At 59.7% G+C, this 12608-nt stretch carries 17 protein-coding genes and 1 tRNA gene; 9 read left to right on the forward strand and 9 right to left on the reverse strand.

Annotated elements, in window-relative coordinates; genetic code table 11:
• The first annotated feature begins 169 nt into the window (after window positions 1–169).
• Window positions 170–703, forward strand: coding sequence for a DUF7097 family protein (locus tag B2G88_RS07215; RefSeq protein ID WP_054864058.1), 534 nt, complete (start codon window positions 170–172; stop codon window positions 701–703).
• A gap of 24 nt (window positions 704–727) precedes the next feature.
• On the opposite strand, the gene B2G88_RS07220 is transcribed toward B2G88_RS07215, so the two are convergent.
• The gene (locus tag B2G88_RS07220) at window positions 728–925 is read right to left on the reverse strand and encodes a DUF5800 family protein (RefSeq protein ID WP_054864059.1); all 198 of its coding nucleotides are present in this window, start codon (window positions 923–925) and stop codon (window positions 728–730) included.
• Between the two features lie 123 nt (window positions 926–1048).
• On the opposite strand from B2G88_RS07220, the gene B2G88_RS07225 reads away from it, so the two are divergent.
• The gene (locus tag B2G88_RS07225) at window positions 1049–1906 is read left to right on the forward strand and encodes a polymer-forming cytoskeletal protein (protein ID WP_054864060.1); all 858 of its coding nucleotides are present in this window, start codon (window positions 1049–1051) and stop codon (window positions 1904–1906) included.
• A 79-nt stretch (window positions 1907–1985) separates the two neighbouring features.
• On the forward strand, window positions 1986–2387 hold the full coding sequence (locus tag B2G88_RS07230; protein WP_054864061.1) for a hypothetical protein: 402 nt from the start codon (window positions 1986–1988) through the stop codon (window positions 2385–2387).
• A gap of 283 nt (window positions 2388–2670) precedes the next feature.
• Here B2G88_RS07230 and B2G88_RS07235 read toward each other — a convergent pair whose 3' ends face one another.
• The 3 genes from B2G88_RS07235 to B2G88_RS07245 form a co-directional block, all read right to left on the reverse strand.
• Window positions 2671–3081 carry a hypothetical protein gene (locus B2G88_RS07235; protein WP_087714412.1) on the reverse strand — a complete coding sequence of 137 codons (411 nt, stop codon included), beginning with the start codon at window positions 3079–3081 and terminating at the stop codon, window positions 2671–2673.
• A 64-nt stretch (window positions 3082–3145) separates the two neighbouring features.
• Window positions 3146–3985, reverse strand: a complete 840-nt coding sequence (locus tag B2G88_RS07240) for a hypothetical protein (RefSeq protein ID WP_140408825.1) — start codon at window positions 3983–3985, stop codon at window positions 3146–3148.
• A 359-nt stretch (window positions 3986–4344) separates the two neighbouring features.
• Window positions 4345–4419: transfer RNA gene (locus B2G88_RS07245), tRNA-Val, on the reverse strand.
• 258 nt (window positions 4420–4677) lie between these two features.
• On the opposite strand from B2G88_RS07245, the gene B2G88_RS07250 reads away from it, so the two are divergent.
• Both B2G88_RS07250 and B2G88_RS07255 read left to right on the forward strand, forming a co-directional pair.
• Window positions 4678–5274, forward strand: a complete 597-nt coding sequence (locus tag B2G88_RS07250) for a helix-turn-helix domain-containing protein (RefSeq protein ID WP_245835329.1) — start codon at window positions 4678–4680, stop codon at window positions 5272–5274.
• Between the two features lie 87 nt (window positions 5275–5361).
• Complete coding sequence (locus tag B2G88_RS07255; protein ID WP_054864064.1) at window positions 5362–5670, forward strand: DUF7344 domain-containing protein; 309 nt, start codon at window positions 5362–5364, stop codon at window positions 5668–5670.
• Window positions 5671–5751: 81 nt separating this feature from the next.
• Here B2G88_RS07255 and B2G88_RS07260 read toward each other — a convergent pair whose 3' ends face one another.
• On the reverse strand, window positions 5752–6285 hold the full coding sequence (locus tag B2G88_RS07260; protein WP_054864065.1) for a cob(I)yrinic acid a,c-diamide adenosyltransferase: 534 nt from the start codon (window positions 6283–6285) through the stop codon (window positions 5752–5754).
• A gap of 140 nt (window positions 6286–6425) precedes the next feature.
• Here B2G88_RS07260 and B2G88_RS07265 point away from each other — a divergent pair, with 140 nt between their 5' ends.
• Both B2G88_RS07265 and pstB read left to right on the forward strand, forming a co-directional pair.
• Window positions 6426–6608, forward strand: a complete 183-nt coding sequence (locus B2G88_RS07265; RefSeq protein WP_054864066.1) for a DUF7838 family putative zinc beta-ribbon protein — start codon at window positions 6426–6428, stop codon at window positions 6606–6608.
• Between the two features lie 288 nt (window positions 6609–6896).
• On the forward strand, window positions 6897–7760 hold the full coding sequence (gene pstB, locus B2G88_RS07270; RefSeq protein ID WP_087714414.1) for a phosphate ABC transporter ATP-binding protein PstB: 864 nt from the start codon (window positions 6897–6899) through the stop codon (window positions 7758–7760).
• A gap of 77 nt (window positions 7761–7837) precedes the next feature.
• On the opposite strand, the gene B2G88_RS07275 is transcribed toward pstB, so the two are convergent.
• From B2G88_RS07275 to B2G88_RS07285, 3 genes are all read right to left on the reverse strand, one after another.
• Window positions 7838–8575 (reverse strand): HNH endonuclease, encoded by a 738-nt coding sequence (locus B2G88_RS07275; protein WP_087714415.1) that lies wholly within the window; start codon window positions 8573–8575, stop codon window positions 7838–7840.
• Window positions 8576–8647: 72 nt separating this feature from the next.
• Window positions 8648–8911 carry a hypothetical protein gene (locus B2G88_RS07280; RefSeq protein ID WP_140408826.1) on the reverse strand — a complete coding sequence of 88 codons (264 nt, stop codon included), beginning with the start codon at window positions 8909–8911 and terminating at the stop codon, window positions 8648–8650.
• Window positions 8912–8954: 43 nt separating this feature from the next.
• Window positions 8955–9905, reverse strand: coding sequence for a M48 family metalloprotease (locus tag B2G88_RS07285; protein ID WP_245835330.1), 951 nt, complete (start codon window positions 9903–9905; stop codon window positions 8955–8957).
• 297 nt (window positions 9906–10202) lie between these two features.
• Between B2G88_RS07285 and B2G88_RS07290 the strand changes: the two genes are divergently transcribed.
• Complete coding sequence (locus B2G88_RS07290; protein ID WP_054864017.1) at window positions 10203–11198, forward strand: linear amide C-N hydrolase; 996 nt, start codon at window positions 10203–10205, stop codon at window positions 11196–11198.
• Window positions 11199–11204: 6 nt separating this feature from the next.
• Here B2G88_RS07290 and B2G88_RS07295 read toward each other — a convergent pair whose 3' ends face one another.
• The gene (locus tag B2G88_RS07295) at window positions 11205–11435 is read right to left on the reverse strand and encodes a hypothetical protein (RefSeq protein WP_087714929.1); all 231 of its coding nucleotides are present in this window, start codon (window positions 11433–11435) and stop codon (window positions 11205–11207) included.
• Between the two features lie 155 nt (window positions 11436–11590).
• On the opposite strand from B2G88_RS07295, the gene moaA reads away from it, so the two are divergent.
• Window positions 11591–12580 carry a GTP 3',8-cyclase MoaA gene (gene moaA / locus B2G88_RS07300; protein ID WP_054864015.1) on the forward strand — a complete coding sequence of 330 codons (990 nt, stop codon included), beginning with the start codon at window positions 11591–11593 and terminating at the stop codon, window positions 12578–12580.
• The last annotated feature ends 28 nt before the right edge of the window (window positions 12581–12608 follow it).

Raw genomic sequence — 12608 nt, forward strand, 5'->3', positions numbered from 1 at the left:
ATCCCAACGCTCGGGAATCCTCGCCCTTCAGGGCGGGGAGGATGTCAATCTGATAAATGGGACTGAGAGAGGGGCGTCTCTACAATATCGTTCTGGAAGGCTGAACACAAGTCGTCGAACAGCAGCCGAAGATTCAAATTCTTGCAGTGAAACTGGCTCCTAACGAGGTATGGAGAAAACGCCACAGGGAACATCGGTCGGCGTCGACGACCCCTACGAGTTCGCCGGGCTGTGTGACTATCTCACAGGCGATGGCCGCTGTCGGTACGCCCTCGAGCAGTACGGACACGATCCCGAGTTCGCCCGCGAGCGCGCACAGAACGACCACGAGTGTCCTGTCGTCGATCCCGAACACGAGTGGTCGTGGGCCGACTGTCCACACTTTCGCTCACGCAACCGCGAACGCGCCTGTATCCGCTGTGGACTCGAGGAAAAGCGCATGGCCCACGACGATGAGCGCCCACTGCTCGAGGAGCACCATCTGTCGTATGCACGCGACGGCGAGACGCTCTCGCACGAAATCACAGTATATCTCTGTCGCTGGTGTCACGCGAAAGTCCACAACTCCTGGGCGCGGATCACGGATGACGCCGCACCCGAACCGGATGCGATTGCGGAACTCGAGGGCCGACGAACACGAGAACACGAGGAGTTGGGGTTCGAATCGGCCGCTGAGCGCTACGGAGACGAGAAAAGCAAGTAGCCGACTGCACAACTGAACGTTGACTCAGTCGAGAATATCGCCAACGCGTCGGGGTTCGCCCTGTAGATTCGGCTGTTTCGCGACGATTTTGAGCACTTCGTGGTCGGTCACGTCGTAGTACGTTTTCTCGATTGCTTCCTCGAGTAACTCTTTCTCGAGGCGGAACTCGGTTCCTTCATACACGACATCGACGCCATCGTCATCGAACGCGAGCGTTGTCATAGCCGGGCGTACGTGATGGGATAGTAAAAACTGGTCGACTGAGCGAGACGACAGCCAACCCTAGCCGATCCGTGTCAGACATCGCGAGAGGTTTATTACTCGGGGGTCACATTGGATGCGAGTGTGGCATTCAGTACGGACCCGCTCGACGAACTCGTCGTCCCCGCCGGCACCGAAGCAAAGGAAGTCGCCTTAGAGACCGATGGTGACGTCCTCGTCGGCAGTCGGTCGACGATTGAGTTCGGCGTACGCGGCCGCAACGTCCTCGCCGGAGAAAACGTCGAGTTCGGCGGCGACATCGAAGCCGGTGGTGACTGTCGACTCGATATGTGGTGTGATGTCGCGGATAACGTACTGGTCGGCCAGGACGCCTATATCGGCGAGCGCGTTCATATCGCAGGAAAGCTCAAAGTCGCTGGCGACCTCGACATTGGCGACGACGTCGACATCGAGGAGGGGTTCGAGGCCAACGGCTGGATCGTCATTCGAAATCCGATGCCGACAATCGTCCTCCTGTTCGTCTATCTCAAACATCTCTTGCTTGTCGGTGATGAAGAGACCGCACAGCGTTTAATCTCCGAAGTCGTCGACGACGGAGACGACGAGCCAACAGCAGAGCCCCTTGTTATCCCACGAAATGCGAGCGTCGGTGATGACGCCTGGCGCGTCTCAACGCCCGCAACGATTGGCGACGACTGCCGACTCCACGGTAACGTCCGCGCAGAAACAATCGATGTCGGTGAAAACTGCAACATCTTCGGCAGTCTCCGCGCTCGCGGCGACGTCACCGTCGGCACCGAAACCCGAATTCACGGCGATCTGACGACCCGCGACGGCGATGTCGTCGTCGGCAACGACGCACGAATCCTCGGCGACGTCTCCTGTCGCGACCTCACGCTCGAGCCCGGAGCCGAAGTCGACGGCACGATTCGCGCCGACGGCGAGATTACGATGGGCACAACTGAACGCGACCTCGAGTAGTCGAACAGACGAGAGCGCTCGAGGATCGCCCCGTCGCTCTCCGTCCGGCTTTTTGTATCTTCCCTGCAAACGACCAGCTATGATGGACGAGGATCGGTTCACGCTGTTCGGTGTCTACGTCTCACCCACGGTTGCCGACGCACTCGAAGAGTACATCTACGAACAGGCAGGCGTCGTCGACCTCGAGTCGTACTTCGAGGAGACGACAGCCCCCATCTCGACGGATGATCCTGGTGCGGACGCGACGAACGATTTCGTCTCGGAACTGGTCAGCGAGTTTGCGACGCTGTACGACGAGGCAGCGTTCGACGCGGTCGAGGCCGTCGACCCGACCGAGTTTAGACTTATTTCGGTGGCTGCGACACCATCACAGGTCACAGCGCTTCGCGAACGATTTGAGGCCGCAGCGACGATTCAGGAGACGGACCTGCGCACGGTTCACACCGCAATCGTCGCAGCGAAACTCGAGACTGACGTCTAATCGGATACCCGCTATCCAGTCTCAAATACATCACTATTTCAACCATAACAGAATTTTTAACTCGATTCTGTATTAGGGTACCTTTACATAGGAGCCGATTGTAGCCATCGTTGATGCCCGAAGTCACGATCTCGGAGCGACTGTACGAAAAGTTGGACGAACAGTGCAATGACACGGTTGAAGACGCGCTGTGGGACCTCATGTACCAGTCGCATCGCGAATAAGACTGACGCTGGTTCCCCGCCCCCCGTCGATCAGACGCCACCTGATTCGAGAGTCCGTCTCACTGCGACACCTCCCGCTGCCATCGTCGATATAGAACCCCACTAATCAGGGCAATTGCAGCCCCACCGAGCAGCGGCCGCAGCGGATCGACGTACGTCGCAAGCCACGACGTCCCAACCGCTGCCACGAGGATCGCGTTACAGTGGGGACAGGCAACTGCAACAAAGCCACCCGCAGCCCCGCCGTAGGCACACGCATCGCCAGAACACTCCTTGAGCGTCGACCGCTGGACGACGTAGACGCCGAGCAAGAGCGATGTCGTCGCGAGCAACCCGTACTCGAGTGCTGTCCGGGGGACCATGCGGTCGAAGACTGGCGTTGGGAGCAGGCCTGTGACGACGCCGGTGAACAGAAAAAAGCCACCAGCGACGAGCACACCGTTTTGAACAGCTGTTCGATCCCTGAACACAGATCGGAGTTTTGACTGCGACTGCAAATCGATTCCGACTGGTGGGCCACCCCTCACAGCCCACTCAGCGCGGCTCGTACTGCACGCTCTCGAGTGAGAACTGCTGGCGCTGTGACGTCAAACACCCGAGTTCGCGCTCGAGATCAGCCGACGGGTCGGTCCAAATCGAAAACGTTCGGCCATCGACAGTCGTCACCTCAATCTGTTTTCGGTACTGCGTCTCGAAGTCAATCCCGTCGTACTCGTTCTCGAGGATTCGGCCGTACTGCGCCATGGCGAGTCCAGCAAGTGCACTGACGACCAGCAGTACTGCAGCGACGTTCCCCGACTGCGCTAGCCAGCCAAACGAGAGCGTCGCGAGCACCGCGCTTACACCGCCTGCAAGCAGTAGCTTCTGTCGCTCCGACTCGAGGTCGCGTTCGGAGCCGCCATCGGGGGTTGCTGTGGTAGCGCGGCCTGGTGGACGGTCCTGGTCCATCCCATCGAACGCGTCGAACAGATCGAACCGGCTCCCGTGATGAAACGCAAGCACTGCGGCACAGGTTCCTGCAATGACTGCGACCGACAATCCGAGCGTGGACAGTCCGCCCATTCCAGCCAGCACAGCACTGAGGACGATTCCACATAGCGATAGTACCGCCATCACTCCGCCACCAGCCATCACAACCCGGTCGTCCACCCCGCGAAACGACGATGTCGCTCGCCGAGTACTCTGAATCGTCGTCAGATAGTCGTGTTTGACGTCCACAAACGTCCCATCCTCGCCACAGCCGACCAGCCGCCGATCAGTTACCCCGAGCGTGACCGGCGTCCGTGACGTCTCCGTCTCGAGTTCTCCCTCGTACACCGCGTTCAACGACTCACTCGGAACGAGATGCTTCCTGAGCGTCTGTGCTGTCGTCATATCACAGGCGCCACCGTACGGGACCAAAGTAAACAACGCCATTACCCGCTGAATTTCACCCTCGTGCCATCCCGATTGTGGACCAATCACTGGTTAGAAAGTCGCTCGAGGGTAATGTTGAACGGCCAGCGTTAGCAGTCGAGTACCACCGGAACTGGACAGTCACTCTCTGAACTCGAGTGTCATCCTCGAGTGTACCCAACAGTCGGTGTAGAGAATGGGTTGCGTGTCGGCTCGAGTTCCGGGTTGGGACAGAGTTGAACCTCGCCGAGACGTGCGCGCTGCGCGCGACTCGTCTGGTTCAAACTGCCCCAACGTGACGATGCTGTCGCTCACGAATTTGTTCGCGACAGAAGTAGTGGGTTGGGACAGATTTGAACTGTCGACTTCCTCCGTGTGAAGGAGGTATCATAACCGGACTAGATCACCAACCCGCACGAAATGATTGCCCTGCGTGCGACTTAAGACTTCCTTTCGTCACCCGTGGTTGAGTCCCTCTCGGGTGCCCCAGCGGCGAACACGTCCCCATGAGTTTCCCCGAGCAGACGCTCCCGGTTAGCAAAGACAGGCGTCCATGTTCGGGTACGGAACTGCGAATTGCGGATGAAGTATCCTTTATACACCATAGACCTAATTGGTTAGGCGTGTTGGTGGCCGAGTACGTTGTTTCGTCGACAATACTCCACAACACGATGAGGGCCAACCCTGCGGCTGAACTGTCTCACGAGGCGCAGTATTGGACGCAGAGTGGGAAGATCAGGTTCTTCTTTTGGATGTCTGGCGTCAAGCACGATCCGTTCGAAACAGCGGTTGCAGTTGACCCAACGGTGACGAATCTACACTGGTTAGATACCGTCGAGTCACAGCACTTGTATCGAGTCGATTTCACGGCTGTCGGTCGCAACATGTCGACGTTTCCGATGTGGGCCGATGACGATGCTATACTACTCGATGCACAGGCCACAGAGGGTGAATGGCGGATTCGGATGCGACTCCCGGATCGAGCGACACTCAGCAAGTACCGAGATACCTACATCAATCACGACTGTTCGTTTGCGCTGTTAGCACTCTACCAAGAAACAGCGGGTAGTGACCTTCTCGAGGCCTCGCTCTCGAGTTCACAGCGAGAGGTGTTACTCACGGCGTACGAGGCTGGCTACTTCGAGATTCCACGGCAGATCTCTCAGCGTGAACTCGGATCCCAGCTGGGAATGGCCTCGCAGTCCGTTTCGGAGCAGTTGCGTCGGGCCATCGTGGCGCTGATCGAATCGACACTCGAGCGGCAGTAATATATAAAGGCCTGCGTTGCAAGGGCAGTTCGACACAGTAGTAGCTGATGGAAATTAGAATCGATGACAGAGGTTGATACTGTTGATATGGTTTTTGAAGCGCTCGCTGATCACCGTCGCCGCGAACTGTGTGCGTACCTCGCTTCCAAATCGGACACGGTTGAGATCACAGCGATCCTCTCTCACTTTGAGCAACGACAATCGACGACTCCGGACGGTGGTCACCCTCGAGCACGGTTCAAAATCGAACTCCATCACGTCCATCTCCCGCTGTTAGATGACGCGGATATCGTCGAGTACACGCCCCAGTCGAAACAAATCTCGCCGGATCGACACTTCGACGTGGCCGAGGCACTCCTCGAGACGACAACAGAACAGGAACTGATTGCCCGATAGGATCGTCTCCAGACTCGAGACGAAACTACTGGCGGCAAACCACCAATTCCCTGTCGAATCCATCCCTTTCGGCACAAACCGTTAGTACTGCGGTGCGTCTTCGGGTTCGCCATCGCGAGCATTGACCACGCGGGCAAACGTGAACAGTCCGTCCGAGAGGCGATTCAGGTACTGGACGGCATCGTTGTTGATCTGTTCTGTCTCCGCGAGGGCAACGCTGCGGCGTTCAGCACGGCGACACACTGCTCGCGCATGATGCAGGCGCGCCCCGGCATCGCTTCCTGTTGGGAGGATAAACGAGGTCAGTGGCTCGAGTTCCTCGTCGAAGTCGTCGATCCACGTCTCGATAGTATCGATGTGATCGGGCCGGATTTCGGGGTCGTCTTCATCGGGTTCGGGTGTTGCAAACTCCGCTTGAATGATGTGGAGGTGATTTTGCACCATCTGCAGACAGTCGTCGATATCGTCGTATCCAGATGGACGAATCGTCCCGATGAGGGCGTTGAGTTCGTCAACAGTGCCGTAGGCTTCGATTCGCGGACTCGCTTTCGAGACACGAGTCATATCGCGGAGGTCCGTCTCCCCGTCATCGCCGCGACCAGTGTAGATCGACATGGTCGAGTCGACGGCAGACGCGCACTTATAGTACCGGACAACAGCAGTATCGATATTCGATCCTCGCGTTCAGTCGAACAGTGTGACTGTCGACGCCCGGAACCAGTACGTTAAACTCGCTCGGCACGCAACGCCCACGTATGACACTGGAACTCGACCACGAATGCCCCGACTGCGAGGCGGACAAAACGTTCTACCGCGCTGCGAGTACGACCCTCCATCTGGGAACCAAGATCAAGTGGCACTGCCCCGACTGTGACTACGGCTTCATCCAGATCAACGGCAACCGCGAGGACCCAATCGACTCGAGCGTTTCTGCCTGAGTCGACTCCTGAGACGGCTGTTCTCGAGATTCTGAAGCGTCGCTCGGTTACTGGTTCGAGTGCCAATTGCTGATCTGATTCATGCCCGGGAGTACGACCGTCGTCGGTCTATATAGTCCTCTATAGATCGCAGTGTCTCAATAGAGTCCTCATAGCATCCCCTTTATTCACCCGTCGCGCTGGTTTGCGTATGTCACGCGAGCGGAGACGACTGGAACAGTCCACGCCGGCCCCGCGGAGAAATCCGGAACTGGTAACTGCTCGAGGCCCAAGATTCACGTATCTCCTATGACCGCGAATAGCGGCGGACAACGAACCGTATCGACGTCCGAGGCGGGTGAGAGTCGGTCGGACCCGATGACTGATGCGCCACTTGGCTCACCACATGTTGCAGATCCGATTATCGAGTCACGCGATCTCGATGTCTACTACGGTGACGATCAGGCCCTCCACAGCATCGACATGGAGATTCCCGAGCAGCAAGTGACGGCCCTGATCGGCCCCTCCGGCTGTGGGAAATCAACGTTCTTGCGCTCGATCAACCGGATGAACGATCTGATCGACATCGCACGCGTCGACGGTGATCTCTCTTTCCGCGGGAAAAACGTCTATGACGAGGACGTCGACCCCGTTGCACTGCGCCGGAAAATCGGAATGGTATTCCAGAAACCGAACCCCTTCCCGAAGAGCATCTTCGACAACGTCGCCTACGGCCTGCGCGTCCAGGGCAAAGACGGTGCCGACGTCGACGTCGAAGCAGAGGTTCGAACGGCTCTCGAGCGCGCTGCCCTCCTTGAGGAGGTCGAGGATCAACTCGACGAGAGTGGCCTCGAACTCTCCGGTGGGCAACAGCAGCGACTCTGTATCGCCCGCGCTATCGCGCCGGACCCGGAAGTGATTCTGATGGACGAGCCAGCGAGCGCGCTCGACCCCGTTGCAACCTCGAAAATCGAGGATCTGGTCGAAGAACTCGCCGAGGAGTATACGGTCGTCATCGTCACCCACAACATGCAGCAGGCGGCCCGCATCTCCGACAAGACGGCGGTCTTCCTCACCGGCGGCCACCTTGTTGAGTTCGACGACACGAACAAAATCTTCGAGAATCCCGAGAGCGACCGCGTCGAGGATTACATTACGGGCAAATTCGGGTAATCGAATTTCGGCTCGAGAAGCCCTCGACACCCGCTCGAGCACACGTCCGCCGATTCGATTGCAGTCTGTTTCGCTTGTTACAGCACAGTTGCAACGACGAAGACCAGCGCCACGTAGCTTATGACGCCAATCGCCAGCCAGCGCCCGCCCTCGTGGTTCCAGACGAACCGAAGCGGCGTATCATCGACTACTCGTTCGCGAAGCGTCCGGGGCGTCCGGCGGACCGCGACCTGCGAGGGTGCAAACACACTCGAGCGAACAGGCGCGTCGAGTCGCCACGCTGAGAGTTCGTGGATGCCAAAGCGATGGTTGGCAGTGAGGTCCTCGCGCCGGATCGGTGAACATTCGCACTCGAGCAGGAAGCCTGCACACGGTTTGCAGAGCGTGAGGTGGTCGGGGGCGCTGGCGCGAGGTGTCCTCGAGTCGGAATCCGGAATGTCGGTCCAGGCGACGAGGTCGTTCGGGTACTGGTCGTGACCGCAGCGACTGCAGTAGCCATCGTCCGGACGCTGCATCCGCGCGACGGGGTCGGGTGCGTCGGGATTGGGAAAGAGCGGGGCGTCGTCGCGCACGTCGTCGAATGACTTGTTCGTCTGATGGATGACGCCGTGGCAGGGCCGACACAGCGTCAACAGGTTCGACAACTCGTCCGGGCCGCCCTGTCCACGCGGGATGATGTGGTGAGCCTGCAGCGTGCGGTCGTCAGCCCCACAGCGGGTACAGGCGTAGCCATCGCGGCGCAGCGTTTGCCGGCGGAGGTCCTCCCAGCCCTCGCCGTAGCCGCGTTGGTCCGACTCGCCGTCACCAGTGCCCATTCACTCAGTGCTGTGCGAGCAGCGCTCAAAATACCATCGGCGCGCCAGTCCAGAGACGCCAGAACTGCTGTCTCAGCGTACTCGAGCAAGGCTATACTCGGCACCCACAAACACGAGCATGACGAAACAGCCGAACACCCATGCGTTTCCGGCTGAGACGCCCGCGGCGGAGGCGACGCCTGCGATGATGGCTGCGCTGGCGACGATGACCCACGACAGTTCCCGCGGATCTTCGGCCCTCCGGAACCGACCGACAAGCCGCTCGCTCCAGGCTTGCGAGTCGGAACCCGTGTGGCTCGTCGCTGACTCACTCATCGGCGAGTCTGGGGAAGTCATGCTGCGTTCTACACGACAACGTCAAAAATAACTATCGGAAATCCTACTCCTGCCGGCGTTCCGCATCGGCCAACCACTCGAGCCGTTCAGGCGTCGGCGGGTGCGTCCGAAACAGTTTGTAGAGGCGTTTTCGAAGCCACCAGTAGGACGGTTCCTGCTGGCCCTCGGGACCGAGCATGATCTTTTCGGGTTCGTCAGGCTCAAGCGAGAGGATCGACAGCGACGACACGGCGGCTGCATCACGGAGGTCTCGCGTCGGCGTCGCCGTAATCTCGTCGTCGAGGCGCTCGAGCGCGGTCGCGAGTGCGGCCGGGGAACCAGTGACGCCGACGGCGGCGCGGTCGGCGGCGCGTTCGCGCTCTCGAGAGAGGTGTGCCGTGAGACAGCGCCCGCAAAAGGAGACGACGAGCGAGAGGAGTCCAAGCGGGACGGTCAGGATGGAGAGAAACGCAGCGTTGTTGTCCTCGTTGTCGTTGATCCGTTCGAATCGCGTGAGTAGGCCATCGGCGAGCACCACAGGGGCAGAGACTGCGGTCATCACCATCGCGTCGCGGTTGGCGACGTGGGCGAGTTCGTGTGCCACCACCGCCTCGAGCTCCGCGGTCGTCTCGAGTGAGTCAAGCGCCCCACTCGAGATGACGAGGTGGATGTTCGATGGGCGAAAGCCGACGGCCATCGCCTCGGGTGCGTGTCGGTCGGCGATTGCAATCGTCGGCTTCGGGACATCGAGTTGAGCGGCGATTCGGGTGGTGATTCGCTCGAGTTCGGACTCTGCGTCGGGATCGATTGGGCGAGCGCCCGCCAGCGCTTCGATTGTGTCCCGTTGCTTGTACTCGGCGTAGCCGATCACGCCCAGCAAGACGACAGTGAGGATAGTCGCGGGCCAGGTTGCCGGCCTAAATCCAACAATCGTAAGCAATCCAAAGAGGGTTGCCCAAATGCCAGCGAGGAAAACGGCGACGACCACGAAAAGCGCAAGGAGCGTACTTGCCATTCGAACGCGGAGGCTGCGTATCGGGGAGGGCATGTATCGTGACGACTGATTGGCGTATAGGTTCTTGATACTACCGGACAGTACTCGAGACGTCACCGATCACGAGAGTCTGTGTGGGCAGTCTACCAGCGTATCCTGTGTAATGTTTATCACCTCAGGCGGGGTGCCACGAGTGCAAATGAACGGCCAATACCACCTCGTGTGTGCCTCTCGAGACGCCACGAACGACGGGTTGAATGGACACTCCAAACAGCGAAAACGGGCGACTCGAGTCGCTCGAACGGAGGGTGCGGACTGATGTGTACGCGACTCACCTATCTCGGTCCCGACGGTCGCGTACTTACCGCTCGGTCGATGGACTGGAAAGAGGATATCGGGACTAACATCTGGGCGCTCCCGCGCGGCCTCGAGCGCGAGGGGAACGTCGGGCCGGCGTCGCTGACCTGGACGGCTGAGTACGGCAGCGTAGTCGCGACGGCGTACGACATCGCCACGACCGATGGGCTAAACGAGGCCGGATTGGCGGCCAATCTGCTGTGGCTGCCCGAATCGGAGTATCCAGACTGGGACGGAGAGACGCCCGCCATTTCGATTTCGCTGTGGGCACAGTACATGCTCGACAACTTCGCCACCGTTGCCGAGGCGGTCGACCACGTCGAGCGCGAGGAATTCGCTGTCGTGACCGAGCAGGTGCCGGGCGAGGATCGACTGGCAGCACTCCATCTCTCGCTGTCGGATGTGACCGGCGACAGCGCGATCATGGAGTACGTCAACGGCGACCTGGTGATCCACCACAGCCGCGAGCATCAGGTGATGACCAACTCGCCGACGTTCGAGAAGCAACGTGCGCTGGTCGAGTACTGGGAAGACATCGGCGGTACGGTCATGCTCCCGGGAACGAACCGCCCGGCAGACCGCTTCGCTCGAGCGCGGTTCTACGTCGATGCGATTCCCCAGACCGATGATCGGCGAGCCGCGACCGCGAGCGTGTTAAGCGTGATCCGGAACGTCTCCGTCCCGTACGGCATCGCCACGCCGGACGAACCACACATTTCCTCGACGCGCTGGCGAACCGTCGCTGACCACACCGATGGCATCTATTACTTCGAATCGGCACTCATGCCGAACGCGTTCTGGGTGTCACTCGAGGAACTCGATTTCGAGGCTGGTGCTGAGGCCCGTGTACTTCGGTTGGGGCCGGACCAGTCAGCGGTTTTCGCTGGCGACGCATCCGACCAGTTAGAAGCAAGCGAGCCGTTTCAGTTTCTCGGGGCGGCGACGGCCTCACAGTGACAGGGCTCACTTCAGTCGGAATGGATTGTCGTCGTCTTCGTCCTCGTCGCCGTCCGCTGATCCGTTGCCGTCGCCCTCGTAGGGCTTTCGCGCCGTGATCGTAATCGTCGCCTCGGGGTCGTCTTCGTCGGACCAGGGACTGTCGTAGGCCGAAATCTCGAGGTCGGTCACGTCCCAGCCCTCGGATTCGATGCGGTCGACGAGTCGGCGCTGATCCGCGAGCATATCCTCGTCCATACTGGCCGATTCGGTCGTCACGGGCGTAGGTCTTGTGCCGAACTCGAGGGCAGTCGCGAGAACGGCCGTGAGCACACCCTGTTCGAAACCAAAATAGGTTACGTGCGGTAGAAATACCCGGCGAGTTTAAGCGGATCCGCCTGCAACTGCGTGACATGCTCACCGACGACTTCGGACGCGAGGTCACCGGCGTCCGCGTTTCTCTCACTGATCGGTGTAATTTCGACTGTGTCTACTGTCACAACGAGGGCCTGGGGGACACCCGCGGACCAATGGACCCACAGGACGACGAGATGTCAGCCGACGACGTCGTCACGTTTCTCGAGGTCGCCGCCGAGTTCGGCGTCGACGCGGTGAAGTTCACCGGCGGCGAGCCGATGCTTCGCCAGGACTTAGCGGAGATCATCCGTCGCACACCCGAGTCGATGGATGTCTCGCTGACAACCAACGGGACCTTCCTGCCCGGCCGCGCTGAGGCCCTCGTCGATGCCGGCCTCGAGCGGGTCAACGTCTCTCAGGATGCACTCGATCCCGAGGATTTTGCCGCAGTCACAAAAAGTGGGGCCTACGAGAAAGTCCTCGAGGGCGTCGACGCCGCACTCGAGGCGGGTCTCGATCCGGTCAAACTCAATATGGTCGTCTTCGAGCACACCGCGGGCTACGTGCCGGAGATGGTCGACCACGTCGCGGAAAACGAGGGGCTGCAACTGCAACTCATCGAGTACATGCCCGAGTTGACGGGCAAGCCGGAGTGGAACATCGATATCGAGCGCGTCCACGATTGGCTCGCCGAGCAGGCCACGGAGATCGAACACCGCGAGATGCACAACCGGAAGCGCTACTGGATCGAAAGCGACGACTGCGACGGCCGCGGCATGGTCGAAATCGTCGACCCCGTCGAGAATCCAACCTTCTGTGCGAACTGCCATCGCGTGCGCGTGACACACGAAGGCTACCTGAAGGGCTGTCTCAACCGCAACGACGACCTCAAATCGATGGGCGAAATGACGAAACCCGAAATTCGTGAGGCCTTCCGCGAGGTCGTCTCGAATCGCGTCCCTTACTACGGCGAATACATGGTCAAAAACGACGCCGGCGAGTGGGAGGTCAACGACAAGTATATCGAGGAATTCGCGGGAGCCTGACGCCTCGCCGAGTCGTTTCTCGTCCAAT

Source organism: Natronolimnobius baerhuensis (assembly GCF_002177135.1).
In the GTDB taxonomy this organism is placed as follows: Archaea; Halobacteriota; Halobacteria; order Halobacteriales; family Natrialbaceae; genus Natronolimnobius; species Natronolimnobius baerhuensis.

Bases quoted from the DNA above. Each gene is read 5' to 3' on its own strand.
- B2G88_RS07265 (WP_054864066.1), top strand. From the start codon at position 6,426: ATGACACTGGAACTCGACCACGAATGCCCCGACTGCGAGGCGGACAAA.
- B2G88_RS07230 (WP_054864061.1), top strand. From the start codon at position 1,986: ATGATGGACGAGGATCGGTTCACGCTGTTCGGTGTCTACGTCTCACCC.
- B2G88_RS07275 (WP_087714415.1), bottom strand. From the start codon at position 8,575: ATGGGCACTGGTGACGGCGAGTCGGACCAACGCGGCTACGGCGAGGGC.
- B2G88_RS07260 (WP_054864065.1), bottom strand. From the start codon at position 6,285: ATGTCGATCTACACTGGTCGCGGCGATGACGGGGAGACGGACCTCCGC.
- pstB (WP_087714414.1), top strand. From the start codon at position 6,897: ATGACCGCGAATAGCGGCGGACAACGAACCGTATCGACGTCCGAGGCG.
- B2G88_RS07280 (WP_140408826.1), bottom strand. From the start codon at position 8,911: ATGACTTCCCCAGACTCGCCGATGAGTGAGTCAGCGACGAGCCACACG.
- B2G88_RS07250 (WP_245835329.1), top strand. From the start codon at position 4,678: ATGAGGGCCAACCCTGCGGCTGAACTGTCTCACGAGGCGCAGTATTGG.
- B2G88_RS07285 (WP_245835330.1), bottom strand. From the start codon at position 9,905: ATGGCAAGTACGCTCCTTGCGCTTTTCGTGGTCGTCGCCGTTTTCCTC.
- B2G88_RS07220 (WP_054864059.1), bottom strand. From the start codon at position 925: ATGACAACGCTCGCGTTCGATGACGATGGCGTCGATGTCGTGTATGAA.
- B2G88_RS07240 (WP_140408825.1), bottom strand. From the start codon at position 3,985: ATGACGACAGCACAGACGCTCAGGAAGCATCTCGTTCCGAGTGAGTCG.
- B2G88_RS07215 (WP_054864058.1), top strand. From the start codon at position 170: ATGGAGAAAACGCCACAGGGAACATCGGTCGGCGTCGACGACCCCTAC.
- moaA (WP_054864015.1), top strand. From the start codon at position 11,591: ATGCTCACCGACGACTTCGGACGCGAGGTCACCGGCGTCCGCGTTTCT.
- B2G88_RS07295 (WP_087714929.1), bottom strand. From the start codon at position 11,435: ATGGACGAGGATATGCTCGCGGATCAGCGCCGACTCGTCGACCGCATC.
- B2G88_RS07290 (WP_054864017.1), top strand. From the start codon at position 10,203: ATGTGTACGCGACTCACCTATCTCGGTCCCGACGGTCGCGTACTTACC.
- B2G88_RS07255 (WP_054864064.1), top strand. From the start codon at position 5,362: ATGGTTTTTGAAGCGCTCGCTGATCACCGTCGCCGCGAACTGTGTGCG.